19 protein-coding genes and 1 pseudogene are annotated in these 19,751 nt (G+C 66.6%); 12 read left to right on the top strand and 8 right to left on the bottom strand.

Features of this window, described 5'->3' with window-relative positions:
- The 9 genes and pseudogenes from P3W85_RS28800 to P3W85_RS28840 form a co-directional block, all read left to right on the top strand.
- A pseudogene (locus P3W85_RS28800) lies at window positions 1-321 on the top strand (cytochrome o ubiquinol oxidase subunit I); the annotation flags it as partial.
- 3 nt (window positions 322-324) lie between these two features.
- Complete coding sequence (gene cyoC, locus P3W85_RS28805; protein ID WP_017227979.1) at window positions 325-975, top strand: cytochrome o ubiquinol oxidase subunit III; 651 nt, start codon at window positions 325-327, stop codon at window positions 973-975.
- On the top strand, window positions 976-1,338 hold the full coding sequence (locus P3W85_RS28810; protein ID WP_017227980.1) for a cytochrome o ubiquinol oxidase subunit IV: 363 nt from the start codon (window positions 976-978) through the stop codon (window positions 1,336-1,338).
- A gap of 374 nt (window positions 1,339-1,712) precedes the next feature.
- Window positions 1,713-2,489 carry a GntR family transcriptional regulator gene (locus tag P3W85_RS28815; RefSeq protein ID WP_017227981.1) on the top strand — a complete coding sequence of 259 codons (777 nt, stop codon included), beginning with the start codon at window positions 1,713-1,715 and terminating at the stop codon, window positions 2,487-2,489.
- 88 nt (window positions 2,490-2,577) lie between these two features.
- Window positions 2,578-3,630, top strand: coding sequence for an aromatic ring-hydroxylating oxygenase subunit alpha (locus tag P3W85_RS28820; protein WP_276267262.1), 1,053 nt, complete (start codon window positions 2,578-2,580; stop codon window positions 3,628-3,630).
- Window positions 3,630-4,574 (top strand): PDR/VanB family oxidoreductase, encoded by a 945-nt coding sequence (locus P3W85_RS28825; RefSeq protein WP_035813135.1) that lies wholly within the window; start codon window positions 3,630-3,632, stop codon window positions 4,572-4,574. The genes P3W85_RS28820 and P3W85_RS28825 overlap by 1 nt, the downstream gene beginning before the upstream one ends.
- 56 nt (window positions 4,575-4,630) lie before the next feature.
- Window positions 4,631-5,968: an MFS transporter gene (locus P3W85_RS28830; protein WP_017227983.1), complete on the top strand. Its 1,338-nt coding sequence runs from the start codon at window positions 4,631-4,633 to the stop codon at window positions 5,966-5,968.
- A 118-nt stretch (window positions 5,969-6,086) separates the two neighbouring features.
- A complete protein-coding gene (locus P3W85_RS28835) occupies window positions 6,087-7,181 on the top strand; it encodes a porin (protein WP_276267263.1) in 1,095 nt (364 codons plus the stop codon).
- A 326-nt stretch (window positions 7,182-7,507) separates the two neighbouring features.
- Complete coding sequence (locus tag P3W85_RS28840) at window positions 7,508-7,801, top strand: hypothetical protein (protein ID WP_276267264.1); 294 nt, start codon at window positions 7,508-7,510, stop codon at window positions 7,799-7,801.
- Between the two features lie 281 nt (window positions 7,802-8,082).
- On the opposite strand, the gene P3W85_RS28845 is transcribed toward P3W85_RS28840, so the two are convergent.
- Both P3W85_RS28845 and P3W85_RS28850 read right to left on the bottom strand, forming a co-directional pair.
- On the bottom strand, window positions 8,083-8,982 hold the full coding sequence (locus tag P3W85_RS28845; protein WP_276267265.1) for a recombination-associated protein RdgC: 900 nt from the start codon (window positions 8,980-8,982) through the stop codon (window positions 8,083-8,085).
- A 181-nt stretch (window positions 8,983-9,163) separates the two neighbouring features.
- The gene (locus P3W85_RS28850; protein WP_017228753.1) at window positions 9,164-9,742 is read right to left on the bottom strand and encodes a BPSL1445 family SYLF domain-containing lipoprotein; all 579 of its coding nucleotides are present in this window, start codon (window positions 9,740-9,742) and stop codon (window positions 9,164-9,166) included.
- Between the two features lie 330 nt (window positions 9,743-10,072).
- Between P3W85_RS28850 and P3W85_RS28855 the strand changes: the two genes are divergently transcribed.
- On the top strand, window positions 10,073-10,471 hold the full coding sequence (locus P3W85_RS28855) for a hypothetical protein (RefSeq protein ID WP_276267266.1): 399 nt from the start codon (window positions 10,073-10,075) through the stop codon (window positions 10,469-10,471).
- 121 nt (window positions 10,472-10,592) lie between these two features.
- Window positions 10,593-10,841, top strand: coding sequence for a DUF6388 family protein (locus P3W85_RS28860; RefSeq protein WP_017228751.1), 249 nt, complete (start codon window positions 10,593-10,595; stop codon window positions 10,839-10,841).
- 34 nt (window positions 10,842-10,875) lie between these two features.
- On the opposite strand, the gene P3W85_RS28865 is transcribed toward P3W85_RS28860, so the two are convergent.
- From P3W85_RS28865 to P3W85_RS28880, 4 genes are all read right to left on the bottom strand, one after another.
- On the bottom strand, window positions 10,876-12,291 hold the full coding sequence (locus tag P3W85_RS28865; RefSeq protein WP_276267267.1) for an FAD-containing oxidoreductase: 1,416 nt from the start codon (window positions 12,289-12,291) through the stop codon (window positions 10,876-10,878).
- Window positions 12,292-12,364: 73 nt separating this feature from the next.
- Window positions 12,365-13,198, bottom strand: a complete 834-nt coding sequence (locus tag P3W85_RS28870) for an aldo/keto reductase (protein ID WP_017230970.1) — start codon at window positions 13,196-13,198, stop codon at window positions 12,365-12,367.
- Window positions 13,199-13,328: 130 nt separating this feature from the next.
- Window positions 13,329-14,720 carry a GntP family permease gene (locus tag P3W85_RS28875; protein WP_276267268.1) on the bottom strand — a complete coding sequence of 464 codons (1,392 nt, stop codon included), beginning with the start codon at window positions 14,718-14,720 and terminating at the stop codon, window positions 13,329-13,331.
- 169 nt (window positions 14,721-14,889) lie between these two features.
- Window positions 14,890-15,282 carry a tautomerase family protein gene (locus tag P3W85_RS28880; RefSeq protein WP_276267269.1) on the bottom strand — a complete coding sequence of 131 codons (393 nt, stop codon included), beginning with the start codon at window positions 15,280-15,282 and terminating at the stop codon, window positions 14,890-14,892.
- 146 nt (window positions 15,283-15,428) lie between these two features.
- Between P3W85_RS28880 and P3W85_RS28885 the strand changes: the two genes are divergently transcribed.
- Window positions 15,429-16,307, top strand: a complete 879-nt coding sequence (locus P3W85_RS28885) for a LysR family transcriptional regulator (RefSeq protein ID WP_276267270.1) — start codon at window positions 15,429-15,431, stop codon at window positions 16,305-16,307.
- Between the two features lie 130 nt (window positions 16,308-16,437).
- Here the strand turns inward: P3W85_RS28885 and P3W85_RS28890 are convergent, their stop codons facing one another.
- Together P3W85_RS28890 and P3W85_RS28895 are read right to left on the bottom strand one after the other, a co-directional pair.
- Window positions 16,438-17,124, bottom strand: a complete 687-nt coding sequence (locus P3W85_RS28890; RefSeq protein ID WP_276267271.1) for a Fe2+-dependent dioxygenase — start codon at window positions 17,122-17,124, stop codon at window positions 16,438-16,440.
- Between the two features lie 90 nt (window positions 17,125-17,214).
- Window positions 17,215-19,455 carry a TonB-dependent receptor gene (locus tag P3W85_RS28895; RefSeq protein WP_017231347.1) on the bottom strand — a complete coding sequence of 747 codons (2,241 nt, stop codon included), beginning with the start codon at window positions 19,453-19,455 and terminating at the stop codon, window positions 17,215-17,217.
- Window positions 19,456-19,751: the final 296 nt, after the last annotated feature.

A 19,751-nucleotide genomic window follows, 5' to 3' on the forward strand; every position in this document is an offset into this window, starting at 1 on the left:
GCGCACACCCCGGTGGTGCGTGACCTCGACGCCTTCGCCGACATGAAGGCGCGTGGCGAAGTGCCGCAGATGCAGGCGCACTACGAGCAGATCCACATGCCGAAGAACACCGGCGCCGGCTTCTTCATCGGTGCCTTCAGCCTGGTGTTCGGCTTTGCGCTGACCTGGCATATCTGGTGGCTGGCGGTGGTTGGCCTGGTGGGCATGATCGCCAGCTTTATTTTCCGCAGCAACGACGACCATATCGACTACTACGTGCCCGCACGCGAAGTCGAGGCAGTCGAAGCGTCCCATTTCCAGCGCATCGCGTCACAGGCCTGAACCATGACGACTGAAGTCCTACAGCGATATCCCGCGCATGGCGCCGCCGAGGCGCATGCCCACTCGCACGATCATTCGCACGACCACGCCCACCACGACACCAGCGCCAATACGGTGTTCGGTTTCTGGGTGTACCTGATGAGCGACTGCATCATCTTCGCCGGCCTGTTCGCCGCCTTCGCGGTGCTGCGCGGCGAAGTGGCGGGCGGTCCGTCGGGCCGGGAACTGTTCGAGTTGAACTACGTCCTGGTCGAGACGTTCCTGCTGCTGTTTTCCAGCCTGACCTCGGGCATGGCGATGATCTCGCTGCACAACGGCCAGCGCGCCCGCCTGCAGTTCTGGCTGGCGGTCACGTTCGCACTGGGTGTGGCGTTCATCGGCATGGAAATCAACGAGTTCCATCACATGATCGCAGAGGGCGCGGGTCCCGAGCGCAGCGCCTTCCTGTCGTCGTTCTTCACGCTGGTGGGTACCCACGGCCTGCACGTGGCCAGCGGCCTGCTGTGGATGGCCGTGCTGATGTGGCAGATCTCCCGCAAGGGCCTGACCGCCACCATGACCAAGCGCCTGGCCTGCTTCGCCTTGTTCTGGCACTTTCTGGACATCGTCTGGATCGGCGTGTTCACCGTGGTCTACCTGATGGGAGCGATGTAAATGGAACACAGCAACGTCTCTACCGCCGCGCATGGCTCACACGGCACCACGTCGGCCGGCGCCAGCCACGGCAGCGTCAAGTCCTACGTGATCGGCTTCGTGCTGGCGGTGATCCTGACCGTCATCCCGTTCAAGCTGGTGATGGGCGGCACGCTGGAAGCCTCCACCACGCTGGCCGTGATCCTCGGCCTGGCCGTGGTGCAGATCGTCGTGCACCTGGTCTACTTCCTGCATCTGGACAGCTCCTCGGAGCAGCGCTGGAACGTGATGGCCCTGGCCTTCACCGCGCTGATCCTGCTGATCGTGGTGGCGGGTTCGCTGTGGATCATGCACAACATGAACAGCAATATGATGGTGCACTGAAGGGTTATCCCTCCGGCGCAAGCAGCGTAACGACAAAGGCGGCCTTCGGGCCGCCTTTGTCGTTTCCGGTCTTCGGCATGGCGTTCGGGCTGGTGGCGGGTCAGCAAGGGGTGCAGGCCTGGCGTCACGAGGGTGGAAACTCGGCTAAGTCCTTGAATTCATGTTGTATACAACGAATTGTGATGAGATGGCATTCTCGGTTTCCGGGCAGGACTTCGCGAGGAGTTTGGGCCGTTTTCGGCACTCAATATCCATGTTTACCCTCAGATCATTGCTTTGGCATTGCCTCCCTCGTTCCGAATGAATACACTCTGTATCCATCAAGTGCCGCCTGGTCCTGCGCGGCACGGCAAGCCCCCACAGAGACAAGCATCATGGATACGGACAACGACAACCTCAGTGACAGCAAGGCCGGCGCCAGCGCCTCGCAGGCGGTCCGGGCCCTGCTCGGATTGCGCGAGCTGATCCTCGGCGGCGAGCTGCCGGCCGGCGGGCGCATCTCCGAGCTGTGGGTGGTCGACCGCCTCGGCGTGTCGCGCACGCCAATCCGCGCGGCGCTGATCCGCCTGCAGGAAGAGGGGCTGGTCGAGCCGATTCCCTCCGGTGGCTTTGCGGTGCGTTCCTTCGCGGAGAGCGAGATCAGCGACGCCATCGAACTGCGTGGCACCATGGAAGGCCTGGCCGCACGGCTGGCCGCCGAGCGCGGCGTGGGTCAGACCATCCTGAACGCGCTGCGCGACTGCATCGCGCAGATCGATATCGCGCTCACCGGCGAGCTGACCGCGGTGAAGTTCTCCCAGTACGTCGACCTCAACGAGCGCTTCCACCAGTTGCTGGCCGAAGCGGCCGGCAGCGCGCTGGTGGCACGGCAGATCGAGAAGGTCACCAATATGCCGTTCGCCTCCGCAAGCGCCTTCGTCATGGTGCAGTCCATCGACGAAAGCGCGCGCGAGATGCTGCTGCTCGCCCAGGCCCAGCACCGCTCCGTGGTCGAGGCCATCGAACAGCGCGAAGGCGCGCGCGCCGAAGCGCTGATGCGCGAGCACAGCCGCATCGCCAACCGCAACCTCAAGATCGCCCTGCAGAACCAGCAGGCGATGTCGCAGGTTCTCGGTGGCAGCCTGATCCGGCGCGCGGGCCGAACGGCCTGAGCGCACCAGGCTCACCCACCGGCTCACCACCACTCTCATTCGCAACGCAACTGATTCCTGGCGCCTCGGGCGCCGGGAGGGGATAGTCATGTTCCTGAAAAATACCTGGTATGTCGCCTGCACGCCCGACGAACTCGCAGGCAAGCCGCTCGGCCGCACGATCTGCAACGAGAAGATGGTGCTGTACCGCGACGGCGACGGCACCGTCGCCGCGCTGGAGGACTTCTGCCCGCACCGCGGCGCGCCGCTCTCGCTGGGCTTCGTGCGCGAAGGGCAACTGGTGTGCGGCTACCACGGCCTGACCATGGGCCGCGATGGCAAGTGCGCGGGCATGGCCGGGCAGCGCGTGGGCGGCTTTCCGTCGATCCGCAGCTATCCGGCGGTGGAGCGCTACGGCTTCGTCTGGGTCTGGCCCGGCGACGCCGCGCTGGCCGACGCCGCGCTGATCCCTCATCTCGAATGGGCCGTGAGCCCAGAGTGGGCCCACGGCGGCGGCCTGTACCACATCGGCTGCGACTACCGCCTGATGATCGACAACCTGATGGACCTCACGCACGAGACCTATGTGCATGCGTCCAGCATCGGCCAGACGGAGATCGAGGAATCCGCGCCGGCCACCCGGACGGACGGCGATACGGTCGTCACCAGCCGGCATATGGAAGGCATCATGCCGCCGCCGTTCTGGGCCGCCGCGCTGCGCGGCAACGGCCTGGCCGACGACGTGCCTTGCGACCGCTGGCAGATCTGCCGCTTCGCGCCGCCGAGCCACGTCATGATCGAGGTCGGCGTGGCGCATGCGGGCAAGGGCGGCTATCACGCCGAGCCGCAGCACAAGGCGTCGAGCATTGTGGTGGACTTCATCACGCCGGAGACCGAGACCTCGATCTGGTACTTCTGGGGCATGGCGCGCAACTTCAAGGCCGACGATGCCGAACTGACCGAAACCATCCGCGCAGGGCAGGGCAAGATCTTCGCCGAAGACCTGGAGATGCTGGAAGCGCAGCAGCGCAATCTGCTGGCCAATCCCCAGCGCAGGCTCCTCAAACTGAATATCGACGCTGGCGGCGTGCAGGCGCGCAGGGTGCTGGACCGCCTGCTGCAACAGGAACAAGCGCAGTCGCGGCCGGCGGAGGGCGCATGATGCTGGTCAGGATCGCAAGCAAGACCGCCGCGGCGTCGGGCATCGCCGTGTTCGATCTGGTCGCGCCCGACGGCAGCCAGCTGCCGTCCTTTACCGCCGGGGCGCACATCGACGTGCACGTCGGCAACGGACTGGTGCGCCAGTACTCCCTGTGCAACGACCCTGCCGAGACGCACCGCTACCGGATCGGCGTGCTGCGCGATCCTGCCTCCCGTGGCGGATCGGCGTCCATGCATGCGCTCGAGCCGGACGCCATGGTCGAGATCAGCGAGCCGAAAAACCACTTTCCGTTGCAAGCCGATGCAGGGCACTCCATCCTGCTGGCCGGTGGCATCGGTGTCACCCCGATCCTCGCCATGGCCCAGCAGCTTGCGCACGCCGGCGCGTCGTTCGAGCTGCATTACTGCACCCGCACGCCGGAGCACACGGCGTTCCGCGAGCGGCTCGCCCAGGACGATCTCAGGGGCCGCACGCATTTTTACGTCGACGAGCCGGCCGGCCATCGCGCCGACCTGCCGCGACTGCTGGCCGCCCCCCAGGCCGGCACGCACCTTTACGTGTGCGGCCCCGCCGGTTTCATGGACGCGGTGCTTCGCCAGGCGAAGGAAGCCGGCTGGCGCGATGCGAACCTGCACCGGGAGTACTTCGCCGCGCCGCAGGCGCCTGGCGCCGCCAAGGGGGCATTCCAGGTGAAGGTGGAGAGCTCCGGGCTGGTCATCGATGTCGAGCCGGACCAGACGGTGGTGCAGGCGCTGTCAGCCAACGGCGTGGAGATCCAGACCTCCTGCGAGCAGGGCGTCTGCGGGACCTGCCTGACGCGTGTGCTGGCGGGCGAGCCGGACCATCGCGATGCGTACCTGACCGACGAGGAGCGCGCCGCCAACGACCAGTTCCTGCCTTGCTGTTCACGCGCGAGGACGAGCCTGCTGGTGCTTGATCTGTAGTTGCAGTGCTTTTTTATGCAGTGCTTCTTCATTAAAAAAATACATGGAGGTAGACAATGAAGCTGGACATCAGGGAAACCATCAATCAAGGCGCCATGAGCCGGTTCCAGATCATGGCGATCGCGATCTGCATCGTGCTCAATATGCTCGACGGCTTTGACGTGCTGGCGATGGCGTTCACCGCCTCGCATATCTCGGCCGACTGGCACCTGAGCGGCAAGGAGATCGGCGTGCTGCTCAGTGCCGGCCTGTTCGGCATGGCGGCGGGATCGCTGTTCCTGGCGCCGTGGGCCGACCGGCTCGGGCGCCGCCCCGTCATCCTGATCTGCCTGGTGACGATCTCGGCGGGCATGCTTTGCTCGGCGTTCGCGCAGAGCGTCACCCAGCTTGCCGCCATGCGCGCGATCACCGGCCTCGGGATCGGCGGCATGCTGGCCAGCATCAATGTCATCACCGGCGAGTACGCTTCCGACAAGTGGCGCAGCACCGCGATCGTGCTGCAGGCGACCGGTTATCCGGTCGGCGCGACCATTGGCGGCGCCATTGCCGGCGTGCTGCTGATGCACTACGGCTGGCGCAGCGTCTTCGTGTTTGGCGCGCTGGTCACGCTGGCCATGATCCCGGTGGTGCTGGCCCGCCTGCCGGAGTCGCTGGACTTCCTGATCGCCAGGCGTCCCGCCGGCGCGCTCGACAAGCTTAACAGGCTGCTCGCCGGCATGGGGCGCGATCGCATTGCCGAGATGCCGGCGCGTGCCGTGGCGCAGGCGGTTGCCGGGGGCGGGGTGCGCAGCCTGTTCGGCGGCCGCCTTGCGATGCAGACGCTGATGATCTGGACGTCGTTCTTCCTGGTGATGTTCAGCTTCTACTTCGTGCTCAGCTGGACGCCGAAGCTGCTGGTGGCGGCAGGCATGTCCGCGCAGCAAGGGATCACCGGCGGCGTGCTGCTGAACGTCGGCGGCATCGTCGGCGGCACCCTGTTCGGCTTTCTCGCCGCCCGCTTCGGCCTCAAGCCGCTGCTGTGGAGCTGCTTCGTATTGACCGCCGTCCTGCTGGTGGCGTTCGGCATGTACGCCAATACCTTGTCCGTGGCCTTCGTGCTGGCCCTGTTCATCGGCGGCGGCATCTTTGGCTGCATGGTGGGCCTGTATGCCTATGCGCCCATTCTCTATCCGGCGGAAACCCGCACCACCGGCATGGGCTGGTCGATCGGCATGGGCCGCTTCGGCGCGGTGCTCGCGCCGCTGGTCGCCGGCGCGCTGGTGGACGCGGGGTGGCCGACGTCCAACCTGTACTACGCCTTCGCCTTGCCGCTGCTGGTGGCCATTGCAAGCGTCGGCCTGCTTGGCAAATCCCCGGCGGCCGACGGGCAAGCGGTGCGCATCGCCGCGCACTGATTCGCGCTGGTCCGCACTCAGCGGTACCAAATAGAACACAGAACACGCAATAGCGTGCCGACAATTGGCGGCAGGCCCCGGCTTGCCCCGAACGCAAGAAAAAAACAAGGGGAAGACAATGAAACGAGCTTATATGGTGGCTGCCATCGCCGCAGCGGTTCCGATGGTCGCCGCCGCGCAGAACGTGACGGCATACGGGGTGGTCGATACCGGCGTGGAATACCTCTCCAATATCGGCGCGGCGAAGAACAACGTCTTTCGCATGCCGAACCTGACCGGCACGGTGCCGTCGCGCTGGGGCCTGCGCGGCACCGAGGACCTGGGCAGCGGACTGAAGGCGGTGTTCTGGCTGGAGTCCGGCTTCGCGCCCGACAGCGGCACCAGCAACCAGGGCGGGCGCCTGTTCGGCCGCCAGGCGCTGGTGGGGCTCGCCGGGAACTGGGGACAGGTCGCGCTGGGCCGTCAGTACACCATGCTGTTCTGGGCGATGGCCGAACCCGACATCCTGGGGCCGAATGCCTTCGGCTCGGGCTCGCTGGATAGCTACATCCCGAATGCGCGTGCGGACAATGCCATCTCGTACAAGGGCACGTTCGGCGGCCTGACCGCCGGCGCCACCTACAGCTTTGGCCGCGACACGGTCAACGCGGGCCCGAGCCCATCCGGCACCAACTGCGCCGGGGAGAATCCAGCGGACCAGCGCGCCTGCCGCGAGTGGTCCGCGATGCTCAAATACGACACCGCGACCTGGAGCGTGGCGGCCGCCTACGATTCGCTGCGCGGCGGGCCCGGCGCCTTCGCCGGCCTGACCCGCAGCAGCCTGACCGACGACCGCCTGTCCATCAACGGCTACGTGCTGCTCAACCGCGACACCAAGATCGGCCTGGGCTGGCTGCGCCGGGACAACCGGGCCAGCCCCACGCCCGTCAGCGACATGTTCTACGGCGGCGTGACGTATCAGGTAACGCCGGCCTTCAGCATCGACGGCGAGGTGTTCAACCTGCGCTATCACAACAGCGCCGACAAGGCCTGGCTGTTCGCGGCGCGCGGGGTCTATGCCTTTACCAAGCGCACGTCCGTCTACGGCACCGCCGGATTTATCAACAATGGCGGCAATCTCGCGCTGTCCGTCAGCAACGCGGGGACGGGCACCAATCCGGCGGCTGGCGGCAACCAGTTGGGCGCCATGGTTGGGATGAAGCACGTCTTCTAGCCGAGACCGGCGGTTGGGGCGGGTCCCATGCTTTTGCTTTGTCGTGCGGGTTGTTGGCTTCGCCAAAAGTTGAAACAATCGGCACGTTCGCAAGCGGCGGATTTGCTACGGCCCGAGCTATACTGTGCGAGTCTCTTAGACAGCAGAGACCGGGTCTGACAGCCCGAAAACGTAGGCGGACGGCTGCCGCAAGGCGGTCATTTCATTTGCCCACGTAGGAGGCATATTCATGCCCCAATCTTTGCTCGCCCGTACCGGGCACGCCGCAGTTTCCAACGTCCTCAGCCTCACCAAGCGTCAGCGCGCCACCCATTCGGAGGCCGCCCATGTGTAAGCACAGCCGCTACGGCATCACCGCCCAGTACACTGGCGCCGACATGTTCCTGACCGCCCACACCCCGTGCGAGAGCCCGTTGAGCCTAGCCGCCGAGAAAGCGGCGCAGCTCCACGCGTTGCTGTCCATGGTCAGCGATCATGCCTCCGCTTCCGCAGGCATGCCTGGCGCATCCGGCAACCTGAACGAGGAACTACAGCGCCAGCTGCTTTCGCTGGCCGCGGGGCTCGCCCAGGAGACGCTGGTGCTGAGTGAAATGGTTGTGGCAGATGGCAAGAGTGCGTGACAGCCGTCGTCATTTCAGGCAGTTTTGGCACATCCTGTCGGCATTCGGCTAATGCGCCGGGTTTGCTCCCCTCTCCCGCTGGCGGGAGAGGGGGCGGGGGAGAGGGCGGGCGTTTCCAATGGCGTCGCACGCTGGACAAAACCGCAGGCTTCGCTTCCAGTGGCTCCTGGCTGAGCCGCCCTTCTCTCCGGTCCTCTCTCCATGAAGGGAGAGGGCGCGCAGCCGTCCGGCACTTCAGGCGGCTTCGGCGCCTCCTGCCGGCTTCGCTTGGCGTGCCCGTCTCAAGCCTTGCGTTCGCCGCCCAGCGCTTCGGTCAGGTCCGTCAGCATGCTGGCCAGTTCGCCGGCCATCATGGTGAAGTCGCCGTCGAAGCGTTCGTCCTCGTCGCGGGCGCTGGCGCCTGCCTGTTCCTTGATCACGTCCAGCGGGGCCACCCGCTTGATCGTCAGCGACTCGGTGAGCACGAAGGACACGCGGTCGTTCCAGGTCATGGCCAGGCGCGTGCAGCGCTTGCCGGCGGCGATATGGCGGCGCAGGTCTTCCGCGTCCAGCGGATGGCGCACATAGCGCACCGTGGCCTTGCTCTCGGCGCTCGACTGCAGTTCCATTTCCTGGTCGACGGTGAAGCCGGCCGGCGCGGTATCGGTGGCCAGCCAGTCGGTCATGGCGGCGACCGGGGACTGGTTGACCTGCAGGTTGACCAGCGGCAGCGGGTCGATGGCCTTGAACAGCAGGCCGCGCACTTCGTCGGCCTTGGCGGGGGCGGCGGCATCGATGGCCAGCCAGCCGTTGACCGGGTCGATCCATACGCGGGTGTCGCGGCGGATGCTGAAGGCGCGCGGCAGCAGTTCCTCGGTGATCTGCTCCTTGAGCTCGCGCATCTGCTTGCGGCCCGGCTTGAAGCCCTGCTGCTCTTCCAGTTCGGCGGCGCGTGCCTTGGTCACCTGGTTGACCACGGTGGAGGGCAGCAGTTTTTTCTCGGTGCGCATGGTCAGCAGCATCTGCTTGCCGACCTGGTGCACCAGGGCGCCGTTTTCACGCGGCGAGGCCCAGCCCTGGGTTTGCATCTCGAGGCTGGTGCCAGGGAAGAAGGCGTGGCGCGCCAGGCAGGCTTCAACCTCGTCGGCGGCGAGGGACCACGGTGCGGACAGACGGTGCAGCTGGAGATTCTTGAACCACATGGGAATTCGGCCAAAGGGACGGATTCTAGCCGGTTAGCGTGTCGCATGCGGTAACAATGCGTGAACAAGCGGCGGCGGCCGGGTGGCTGCGCGGCGATGTGCGGAAAACAAGCGGGGCCGGATTGCCCGCGCAAACCGGCCCCATCTGCGCGTCGGCGCCAGGCCGGCGCCCCGCGCTGTCTCAGAGGTCGAGCTTGCTGATCTTCGAGCCTTCCAGGGACAGGCCGGCCATCAGGCCCGCATTGGTGACCACGAAGCCGACCACGGGCTGCTGGGCCGTATTGGTGTCCAGCGTGCCGTTCGCGCCGACCTTGGCTACCGCCACGGTGGCGTCCACGCCGGCCGTCCAGCCCTGGCTGGCGACGAACTTGTCGAGCGCATCCTGCGTCATGAACATCAGGATGATGGCTTTGGACTGCGCGCCGATCTGCCAGCCGACCGAGCCCGAGATGATGCGGTAATAGCCGCGGTTGGCGCTGCCCGCGCGCAGCGCGCCGTCGCCGTACTCGCCGCCCACCACGAAGCCGGCCGAGATGGTGTTGGGGAAGACCAGGATGCCGCGCGCACGGTTGGCGAGTTCGCGCGAGCCCTTGGCCGTGTCGTACAGCTTGTTGAGCGCGCCGTCCACACCGCCGTCGATTTCGCGGCGCTTGGCCGACTTGTCCGTGGGTGCTTCGGGCGTGGTGGTGCAGGCGCCCAGCAGGCCCGAAGATGCCAGTACCAGCCCAGCCCCTACCGTCAGAAACGATCTGCGTTCCATACTCACTCTCCTGATTGTTTACCTCAATCTCAGCATACTGCGTCTATGCTCCGGAGCGTCCTTCACGCCCCCATTGATCAAGGATAGGCGTAATCGGCACTTTTAGAAATGTGAAATCGCTTCGCAAGCCTGGCTTCGGGCTTTGCTGGAATGCCGCGAAGACGCGTCTCCCGTTTCTGTAGAAATATACTAAGGCTGCTGTCCAAAAGCTGTAGGACGGCGACTGCATTTTGGCGCGGACCCGTCCTACAAAAGCGTGGCGTGCGCGCGACAGCCGTGCCGGTTTTGTATCGGTGCGGAACCCAGCCGAGCGCGACCGGTCCATCGGTCATGAAATTCGTTCTCGCCCTCATCCCCGCGACGCTTCTGGCCGCCGCGTGTGCTTCGCATACGCCCGCCGACCCGCAAGCCGCCAGCGACGCCAACGCGCAGTGGCAATCGCTGCGTGCCGACTACAGCACTTGCGCCAAGGACCAGACCGATGCCGGCGTGGCTGGCGCCGCCTCGCCGCAGGACCTGGTGGGCACGGCGCTCAAGGCGTGCCAGCCGCGGCTGGATGCCATGCGCACCGCTTTTCGCCAATACCTCGATGCCCAGATGGTGTCCTCGCATGGCCGCGACAGCGCGCGCCAGGCCGCCGACCGCGTGAGCCGGGATACCGAAGCCAAGACCCGCAACTACCTGCTTCGCTACGTCGAGCGCGAGCGCTACAACGCCAGGTTGCACTAGGCGTGGGGCATGGCATCGCGGCAGCGAGGGCGTGCCTGCGCTGCTGTGGTGTAATGCGGGGTCGCCGGCGCGGCCGCCGGATCCCACCCACGCTCCCCATCCTATTGCGGTTTCCTTCCCGATGACGCTTTCCCCCGAACGCCTGCAACTTGCCCACGAGCGCTTCCTGGCCGATAACCCCGAAGTGGTATCGCTGCTCAAGGCCATCACCGAACGCCATGCGCGTGCCGCCGGCATGAGCGTGGAAGCCTTCCAGCGCTCCGAACTGGAGCGCGCCATCGGCCGCGAGGCCAGGCTGCGCCGCATCACCGCCGACGAACTGCTGCTGGTGTACCTGGGCGAGCGCGCGGCGCCGGCGCCGCGGCGCTGAGCGCCAGGGCACGCCGGGCGGCAGGGATCCCGGATCAGCCGGGTGATGCGGGCTGTGCCGGTTCCAGCGCGTGCAGTTCGCCCAGCATGGTCGGTATCAGTTCGGATACGGTGGGATGGATATGCATGGCGCGCTGCAGCACCGTGTACGGCGCGCGCGCATACATGGTGTCGAGGATGCCGTGGATCACCTCGTCGCCGCCCACGCCCAGCACCGCCGCGCCGAGGATCTCGCGGCTGCCGGCATCGACCAGGATCTTCATGAAGCCCTGCGTTTCTCCTTTTTCCACCGCGCGGCCCACCCGGGTCATCGGGCGCATGCCCACCAGCACCCCGCGCCCGGATTGCCGGGCCTCGCGCTCGGTCATGCCCACCCGTCCGAGCGGCGGATCGGTGTACAGCGCGTAGGCCGGGATACGGTCGCCGACGGTGCGGGCGGGCCCGCCCTGCGCCGCATCCAGCAGGTTGGCGGCGACGATCTCGAAGTCGTTGTAGGCGGTATGGGTGAAGGCGCCACGGCCGTTGCAGTCGCCCAGCGCCCAGATGCCGGGCACATTGGTGCGCAGTTGCTCATCGACCTGGATATAGCCGCGGGCGTCCAGCGTCACGCCGGCGCGGTCGAGGCCGAGATCGTCGGTATTGGGGCGGCGGCCCACCGCCAGCAGCACGTGCGAGCCGGCGACCTCGGGCGCGCCCTGCGCGCAATCCATTTTCACCATGACATCGCCACCGCGCTGCTCCAGTGCGATGCACTCGGCGTTCAGGCGCAGGCCGATGCCTTCGGCGGCGAGGATGTCGCGCACGGCGTCCGACACGTCGGGGTCCTCCCGCTCGATCAGGCGCGGGCCGCGCTGCACGATGGTGACCTCGCTGCCGAAGCGGCGGAACATCTGCCCGAACTCCAGCCCGACATAGCTGCCGCCGACCACCAGCAGGTGCCGCGGCAGCCGGTCGAGGCCCATCATGCCGGCATTGGTCAGGTAGTCCACCCGGTCCAGCCCGGGCATCGGCGGCGCGGCGGCGCGCCCGCCCACATTGATGAAGATCCTGCCGGCCCGAAGTAGGGTGTCGTTCACGCGCACGGTGTCCGGCCCCTCGAAGCGGGCGTGGCCGAGATACACCGTGCCGTGGTCCAGCGCGCGCATCCAGGTTTCCACGCCGTGCCTGGATCTTCCGACCACGCCGTCCTTGCGCGCCTTGACGCGCGCCATGTCGACCGTCACAGGGCCGGCGGACACCACGCCGAACTCGGCGCCGCGCCGCGCCAGCTGGGCAGCGTAGGCACTCGCCACCATGGTCTTGGTGGGAATGCAGCCATTGTTGACGCAGGTGCCGCCGAACGCCTGGCGCTCGATCACGGCCACCTTCTGGCCGGCGGCGGCCAGGCGCGCCGCCAGCGGAGGGCCGGCCTGGCCGGTGCCGATGATGATGGCGTCGTAGTCGATGGTCATGGCGGGGGCTCCTGCGGCTGGCATGAACGGGGCGCTACGGCGCTGGCCGTGATACGGCGGCGGCGCCGGCACATCACAACATCTCCAGCGGGCGCGGGCCTCGCGGTGGCGGGAAAGCGGCGTCCAGCGCGGCCAGCTGCTGCGGCGACAAGCGCAGCGCCAGCGCGCCGTGGTTCTCGCGCAGCCGTTCGCGGTGGCTGGTCTTGGGGATCGCGATGACCTCCTCCTGGGCCAGCAGCCAGGCCAGCGCGGCCTGGGCCGGACCGATGCCATGTTCCGCGGCAAATCGCGTCAGGCGGGGATTGCGCAGCAGCGTGGCCTGCTCGATCGGCGAGTACGCCATCAGCGGCACGCGGTGCTGGCGCAGCCAGGGCAACAGGTCCCATTCGATGCCGCGGCGCGTGAGGTTGTATAGCACCTGGTTCACGGCGACCCGTTCGCCGCCCTTCACGCGCATCAGTTCCTGCATGTCGCCGAGGTCGAGATTGCTGACGCCGAAGTGGCGGATCTTGCCGGCTTTCTGCAGCGCCATGAAGGCTTCGACGGTCTCGGCCAGCGGCACGCCGCCGCGCCAGTGCAGCAGGTACAGGTCGATGCGGTCGGTGCCAAGCCGGCGCAGGCTGCGCTCGCAGGCGGCCACCGCGCCGCTGCGCCCGGCATTGTGCGGATAGACCTTGCTGACCAGGAAGACTTCGTCGCGCCGCCCGGCGATGGCTTCCCCCACCAGTTCCTCGGCGCGGCCTTCGCCATACATCTCGGCCGTATCGATCAGGCCCAGGCCGAGATCCAGTCCAAGCCGCAGCGTGGCGAGTTCCTCCGCGCGCGCGGCCGGCTTCTCGCCCATATTCCAGGTGCCCATGCCGAGCGCGGGAACGGCATGGCCGCCGGGCAGACTTACAGTCTTCATGCGGGATTCCAGTGGAGGAGGCGGGGCGGCTGGCATGTGCCTTGGCGTGCGCGCATGCACCGCCCGCTTACCCACCCACACTAGGTAAGGACGGCGCGATGCACAAGGAGTGCTACGCCGTCCGCGCCGGTCATACCAGGCCGGAAGCGTAGTAGACAGAGATCACGAAGAATACCGCCAGCGTCTTGATCAAGGTGACGGCGAAGATGTCGCGATAGGATTCCCGGTGCGTCAGCCCCGTCACCGCCAGCAGGGTGATCACGGCGCCGTTGTGCGGCAGCGTGTCCATGCCGCCGCTGGCCATCGACACCACACGGTGCAGCACATCGAGCGGGATGCCGGCGGCCTGGGCGCCCTGGATGAAGGTGTCCGACATGGCGGCCAGCGCAATGCTCATGCCGCCCGAGGCCGAACCGGTGATACCGGCCAGCGTGCTGACCGAGACGGCGGCGTTGACCAGCGGGTTGGGGATGCTCTTGAGCGCATCGCTGACCACCAGGAAGCCCGGCAGGGCGGCGATCACGCCGCCGAAGCCGTACTCGGAGGCCGTATTCATGGCGGCCAGCAGCGCGCCGCCGATCGCGCTCTTGCTGCCCTCGGCAAAGCGTTCGCGCACCGCGCCAAAGGCGGTTGCCAGCACCACCAGGATGCCCAGCAGCAGCGCCGCCTCCACCGCCCAGATCGCGGTCACGGTGGCGATCTGCGTTTCCACGGGCTTGGCCAGCCCGGGCAGGGGCACGCTGTAGCTGCTGCCATACCACTGCGGAATCATGCGCGTGAGCGCGAAATTGGCCACGCCCACCACCACCAGCGGCAGCAGCGCCAGCGCCGGGTGCGGCAGATGCCCGCCGTGGCTGCGCTCGGGTTCGTTGCGCAGGTCCGTGCCGTAGCCCTCGCCGCGTGCCGCGGCGCCGCGCCGGCGCCACTCCAGGTAAGACAGGCCGACCGCGATGATGAACAGCGAGCCGAGCACGCCCAGCACCGGCGCGGCCCATGAGGTGGTCTTGAAGAAGGTGGTGGGGATGATGTTCTGGATCTGCGGCGTGCCCGGCAGCGAATCCATGGTGAAGGAAAACGCGCCCAGCGCGATGGCGCCCGGCATCAGCCGCTTGGGAATATTGCTCTGGCGGTAAAGCTCCGCGGCGAAGGGGTAGACCGCGAACACCACCACGAACAGCGACACGCCGCCGTAGGTCAGCAGCGCGCATACCGCGACGATCACCGCGTTGGCGCGCGAGCGGCCGATATAGCGGATGGCCGCGGCCACGATGGACTCAGAGAAGCCCGACAGCTCGATCACCTTGCCGAACACGGCGCCGAGCAGGAAGACCGGGAAATACAGTTTGACGAACCCGACCATCTTCTCCATGAAGATGCCCGAAAAGACCGGCGCCACGGCGGCGGGCTCGGTCAGCAGCACCGCGCCGAGCGCGGCGATGGGCGCAAACAGGATGACGCTGTAGCCACGGTAGGCGGCAAACATCAGGAAGGCCAGCGCGGCCAGGACTATGAGGAAGGACATCGGTTCTCCTTTTTGACTTCCGCGCGCGCGGTGCTCGTGGCGCCGCACGCGACAGACCAGGGTGCCGACTTTGACACATTTTGTTGCAATGCGGAATGTCCTGCCGCAAAGATTGGCCTCTCCGGGGCACGGCGGGCCCGCACCGCCCGGCCTTCCCCGGTCCCGCTGCTCAGCTGTGGTGGTAGCGGTACTCCTGGGTCAGGCCCGCGTAGCCGTAGGTGGCCGCGCGCGCGTCGACGATGTGGATGTACGAAACCGGGTGGACCTTGCCGATCAACGCGGCGAGGGTGTCGAACGTCTCCCGCAGGAACTGCGCCTTCTCGGCCTTGGTGTTGGTCTCGTCGGTCACGCTGATGTCGAGATGGAAGGCGTTGCGGTCCTGCTCCGAGAGCGATTCGCCGCCGATGATCCAGGCGTCCCGGTCGACGTATTGCACGGCAACGGCGATCACCTCGGGGCGCTTGCCGAGGATGCGCTGGGTCAGCTCCGCCACGGCGGCGGCGCTGCGGCGGGTCAGCGAGGCATCGGGTTTGCCGGAGATCTGCAGGTTGATGTGGGGCATGGCTGGCTCCTTGAGTCGGGGTTGCGGGTTGCGTATCGGGTGTTGCCGCGGGTTGGTGAAACCATTCTAGGAGTTTGCCTTCCATCGGAAAAACGGGAATTAACGATACTATCCATCGTCAATACCGAAACATGAAGGAGGCAGCCATGCGCGGCTTCGAACTGGATCAGTTGCGTACGTTCGTCACCGTGACGGATGCCGGCAGCCTGTCGGCCGCCGCGCCCAGGCTGTTTCTGTCGCAGTCCTCGGTCAGCGAGCAGTTGCGCAAGCTGGAGGAGCGCGCGGGCGTGCCGCTGCTCACCCGCGGCAAGCAGGGCGCGGCGCCAACGCCGGCGGGCCTGCGGCTGCTCGAATACGCGCGGCGCATCCTTGCCCTCTCCGAGCTGGCGCTGCAGGATCTGCGCGGCCATACGCTGGACGGCGAGCTGCGGCTGGCGGTGACGGACTACTTCCGGCCCGGCGAGATCGCCGGCATGCTGCGCCGGCTGCGCGAGCACTATCCCTATCTGCGGCTGCACGTGACCGTGATGAAGAGCGGCATGATCGATGCCGGGGCGCTGACCGATGCCTTCGATATCGGCTTATCGATGCGGCTGCCGGGCTCCCGCGCGGGCCGGAAGGGCGCGCGCGGCACGGTACTGCGCCGCGAGGCGCTGGCATGGGTGGCGGGCGAAGGCGAGGCCGGGGAGGTCGGCGTGCCCCTGCCGCTGGTGCTGCTGCCCGACACCTGCTCGCTGCATCAGTACGTGGTGCAGATGCTGCGGCGCCGGCGCCTGGACCATGTGATCGCGCATTCCGCGTCCGGCGTGGCCGGCCTGCAGCTCGCGCTGGCCGCCGGACTGGGCATTTCCTGCCTGAACGAGTCCGCGATCGGGCACGGCGTGGCACGGCTCGACGCCCAGGCGACGGCCAGGCTGAAGCTGCCGGTCCTGCCGCCGGCGGAGTTTTTCCTGCTGCCCGCCCGGGCCGGGGAGGCGCCGCTGGTTGGCAAGGTCAGGGCGGCGCTGGCGGAGCAATTCGCCTGAAATGCGCGTGAACGTCGCCAACCTCAACCTGCCAGGCGCGCGGCGCAGCGCGATGGCCGTTGCGCCACCGGATGCAAGAGCGGCATGGCGCCGGCGCCATGCCGGGTTGCGGCTGGCGGATCGACCCGTTTCAGGTGTCGGTCCACTGCCTCAGGAGGTTGTGATAGCAACCCACCAGCGAGCGCCGGGCGCCTTCGTCGGCGCCGGTCTGGTTGAGTTTCTGGATGGCGTTGTCCAGGTCGAACAACAGCGCGCGCTGCGCATCGTCGCGCACCAGGCTCTGGATCCAGAAGAAGCTCGCCACCCGCGTGCCGCGCGTGATCGGCGTGACCTGGTGCAGGCTGGTGGCGGGATAGACCACCATGTCGCCGGCTTCCAGCTTGACGCTGTGGGTGCCATAGGTGTCTTCCACCTGCAGCTCGCCGCCGTCGTAGCTGGCGGGGTCGCTGAGGAAGAGCGTGGCGGAGACGTCGGTGCGCAGCTTGCGGCCATTGTGCGGATGGATGCGTACGCTGCCATCCACATGGGCGCCGAAGGTCATGCCTTCGCTGTAGCGGTTGAACATCGGCGGATAGACGATATTGGGCAGCGCGGCGCTGATGAACAGCGGATTGCGCTCCAGCACGCCGAGGATCAGGTGCTGGCACTGCAGCGCCACTTCGGCGCGCTCGTCGATCTGCTGGTTGAACTTGACCGGAGCGCCGGAGTAGCCGGCCGAGACGCGGCCGTTCACCCAGGCGTCGCCGGCCTGGTCGAGGCGCTGGCGCACGGTGGCGAGCTGCTCCGCGTTGAGGACCTTGGGAATGCAGACAAGCATGGCAATCTCGGCAGGGTTTGGCGGCGGCGCACGGCAGGTGTCCGGCGCCGCCGTGTGGCGTGACATGGCGTCATGCCACTTTATCTCAGCTTACATGCGGTAGACGAAGGACAGCATCGCGGTGCGGCCGGTGCCGGGCACGGAGCGGCCGCCGTCCGACGGGATCAGCGCATCGAAATACTTCTTGTCGAGCAGGTTGAACAGGTTCAGGCGCACATCGTACCTGGGCTGGTGGTAGGCGATCATGCCGTCCCAGCGCACGTAGCCGCCTACCTGCACGGTATCCGTGTTGTTGGCATAGCGCTGCGACATATAGAAGGCGCCGCCACCGACTTCCCAGTCCGGCAGTACGCGGTAGCTGGTCCATGCCGTGGCGGTGTGCTTTGGCGTGTTGACCGGCGTCATGCCCTGGGTGCCGGCGGCAATACCGTTGACGATCTCGGCGTCCAGGAAGGTATAGCCCGCGAACACCTGCCACTTGTTGGTGATGTGCCCGGTGGCGCCGGCGCGGAAACCGCGCACGCGGATCTGGCCGGTGAGCGCGTAGGTGGTCGCGTCGATCTGGCTGCGCGCGTTGTCCTTGGTGATCTGGAACGCTGCCGAGGTCAGCGACAGGTCGCCGCCCATCAGGTCCCACTTGCCGCCCACTTCGTAGGACTTGTTCTTCTCCGGGGCCAGGTTCTGCTGGCCCACGGTGGCAACCAGCTGCTCCAGCGACGGATTGAACGACGTGCCATACGACACGTAGTAGGACTGTGCCTCCGTCGGCTGCCAGATGCCACCCAGGCGCACGCTGGTGAAGTTGACGGTCTGGTCGGCACTGGCCAGGCTGGTGTTGCCCAGGGTGTTGGTCGAATTGACCGAATTGGTGATGCTGGCGATGTACCGGTCGTAGCGCACGCCGCCCACCAGCTTCCATTGCTTGCTGAGCTCCACCGAGTCGTTGATGTAGGCCGCCAAGGTATTGGCCGAGGCGCCCTGCCGGTTGCCAGCCACGCTCGGCGCATTCGTCGGCGAGTTGCTGTAGGTCGGCGCCACGAGCGGCTCGCAGGCCACGTAGCCGCTGGTGCCGGCCGCCGCGGTGGCGGTCGCTGCGGCATTCAGTGCCACGCCGTTGCAACTGCCGTTGCGGTAGTAGTTCTGGTTGTCATAGCCGTCGTGGCCGATCTCGGCGCCAACCAGCACGGTGTGCTTGACCGGGCCGGTGTCGAACTTGGCGGTCAGCTCGGTCTGGTTGAAGATCGAGTAGTCGCGGATATGACGATCATGGCTTTGCAGGCGTACCGACAGCGCGTCCAGCGGCAGCGTGGTGGTGGTCAGCGGGGTGAAGCCCTTGATGCTGACCGTGCCCACGGCGTTCGGCGCGGTTTCGCGCGCGTTGGTGTTGACGTAGTTGAACTGGGTCTGGTTGCGCAGCCGCAGGTTGGGGGAGAACTTGTGATCGACGGTGGCGTTGAGCGCGGCCACGTCCTGGATGGTGCGGTCGTCGTTGTAGCCGTAGGACGTCTTGCGGTTGACGTTGACCGGATGCCCGTTGATCGCCGGGAAGCCGTAGTCCGCCATGTCTTCGTTATGCTGCACCAGCGCCGACAGCGTGATCTCCGTCGGGGTGCCGATGCCCAGGCGCCAGGATGGCGCGAGGCCGAAATCCTGCACCGTCATCTGGTCGCGCGTGGTGGGCGCGCCGTCCTGCGCCATCGCGGCGATGCGGAAGGCTGACGTTTCGCCGGTGGGCGTGTTGTAGTCGGCGGTGGCGCGCACCATGCCATTGGTGGTGACCGAGCCCGATACCTCGGTGGCGGCCTTGAGCGAGGGCTTCTTGCTGACCTGGTTGATCACGCCGCCCGTGGATCCGCGTCCGAACAGCATCGACGAGGGCCCCATCAGCACTTCCACCGAATCCAGCGCGAAGGTGTCGCGATAGTACTGGCCGCGGTCGCGGAAGCCGTCAAGGTAGATATCGGTACGCGCGGAGAACCCGTTGAGGTTGATGTTGTTGCCGATCTGGCCGCCCTCGGCCGCACCGATGGTGATGCCCGGCACATTGCGCAGCGCATCCGCCAGCGAGGTACCGCCCTGCGCGTCGATCAGCGCCTTGTTGACCACCGTCACCGATTGCGCAATGTCGTGCAAATCCTCGGGCAGCTTGCTGACCGAGTTCTTCACTGCGTTGTAGTCGTCGCGGGCGCTGCCGCCTTGCACCACCACTTCCTGCAGCGTCGTCGCGCCCCGGCTGGCTGGAGCGGCGGCAGGGGCCGTCTGGGCCACGGCGACAACGGGAGTGGCGAACAGCGCGAAAAGGGCAGTCGCGATCGGCGTGCGGCGGTTCATGTCGTTTCTCGGTTCCGGTGCGGCCGCGGCAACGAACCGGCCGGCAGTGTCGAGACAGGCGTGCCATGCGTGGTTCGGCCAACGGCGGTAAGCGATTATGTTGGGCGAGCCGGAATATAAATGCGAATGATTAGCATTGCAATTCACGTTGTCTTTTTTTCACAGACAATTGCAAATCGGCTTGAATGTTTTTAATTAAAAACATTTAGGCAGGAATATGAACTTCATGGTGCACTTTGTTTGCATAAAGCGCATCAAGAGGCATGTTTATGAAATGAAACAGGCCCGTACATGGC

It is taken from the genome of Cupriavidus basilensis, assembly GCF_029335485.1.
Lineage (GTDB): Bacteria > Pseudomonadota > Gammaproteobacteria > Burkholderiales > Burkholderiaceae > Cupriavidus > Cupriavidus basilensis_E.

Coding starts and splice junctions, on each gene's coding strand:
- cyoC (WP_017227979.1), top strand. CDS start 325: ATGACGACTGAAGTCCTACAGCGATATCCCGCGCATGGCGCCGCCGAG.
- P3W85_RS28810 (WP_017227980.1), top strand. CDS start 976: ATGGAACACAGCAACGTCTCTACCGCCGCGCATGGCTCACACGGCACC.
- P3W85_RS28815 (WP_017227981.1), top strand. CDS start 1,713: ATGGATACGGACAACGACAACCTCAGTGACAGCAAGGCCGGCGCCAGC.
- P3W85_RS28820 (WP_276267262.1), top strand. CDS start 2,578: ATGTTCCTGAAAAATACCTGGTATGTCGCCTGCACGCCCGACGAACTC.
- P3W85_RS28825 (WP_035813135.1), top strand. CDS start 3,630: ATGCTGGTCAGGATCGCAAGCAAGACCGCCGCGGCGTCGGGCATCGCC.
- P3W85_RS28830 (WP_017227983.1), top strand. CDS start 4,631: ATGAAGCTGGACATCAGGGAAACCATCAATCAAGGCGCCATGAGCCGG.
- P3W85_RS28835 (WP_276267263.1), top strand. CDS start 6,087: ATGAAACGAGCTTATATGGTGGCTGCCATCGCCGCAGCGGTTCCGATG.
- P3W85_RS28840 (WP_276267264.1), top strand. CDS start 7,508: ATGTGTAAGCACAGCCGCTACGGCATCACCGCCCAGTACACTGGCGCC.
- P3W85_RS28845 (WP_276267265.1), bottom strand. CDS start 8,982: ATGTGGTTCAAGAATCTCCAGCTGCACCGTCTGTCCGCACCGTGGTCC.
- P3W85_RS28850 (WP_017228753.1), bottom strand. CDS start 9,742: ATGGAACGCAGATCGTTTCTGACGGTAGGGGCTGGGCTGGTACTGGCA.
- P3W85_RS28855 (WP_276267266.1), top strand. CDS start 10,073: ATGAAATTCGTTCTCGCCCTCATCCCCGCGACGCTTCTGGCCGCCGCG.
- P3W85_RS28860 (WP_017228751.1), top strand. CDS start 10,593: ATGACGCTTTCCCCCGAACGCCTGCAACTTGCCCACGAGCGCTTCCTG.
- P3W85_RS28865 (WP_276267267.1), bottom strand. CDS start 12,291: ATGACCATCGACTACGACGCCATCATCATCGGCACCGGCCAGGCCGGC.
- P3W85_RS28870 (WP_017230970.1), bottom strand. CDS start 13,198: ATGAAGACTGTAAGTCTGCCCGGCGGCCATGCCGTTCCCGCGCTCGGC.
- P3W85_RS28875 (WP_276267268.1), bottom strand. CDS start 14,720: ATGTCCTTCCTCATAGTCCTGGCCGCGCTGGCCTTCCTGATGTTTGCC.
- P3W85_RS28880 (WP_276267269.1), bottom strand. CDS start 15,282: ATGCCCCACATCAACCTGCAGATCTCCGGCAAACCCGATGCCTCGCTG.
- P3W85_RS28885 (WP_276267270.1), top strand. CDS start 15,429: ATGCGCGGCTTCGAACTGGATCAGTTGCGTACGTTCGTCACCGTGACG.
- P3W85_RS28890 (WP_276267271.1), bottom strand. CDS start 17,124: ATGCTTGTCTGCATTCCCAAGGTCCTCAACGCGGAGCAGCTCGCCACC.
- P3W85_RS28895 (WP_017231347.1), bottom strand. CDS start 19,455: ATGAACCGCCGCACGCCGATCGCGACTGCCCTTTTCGCGCTGTTCGCC.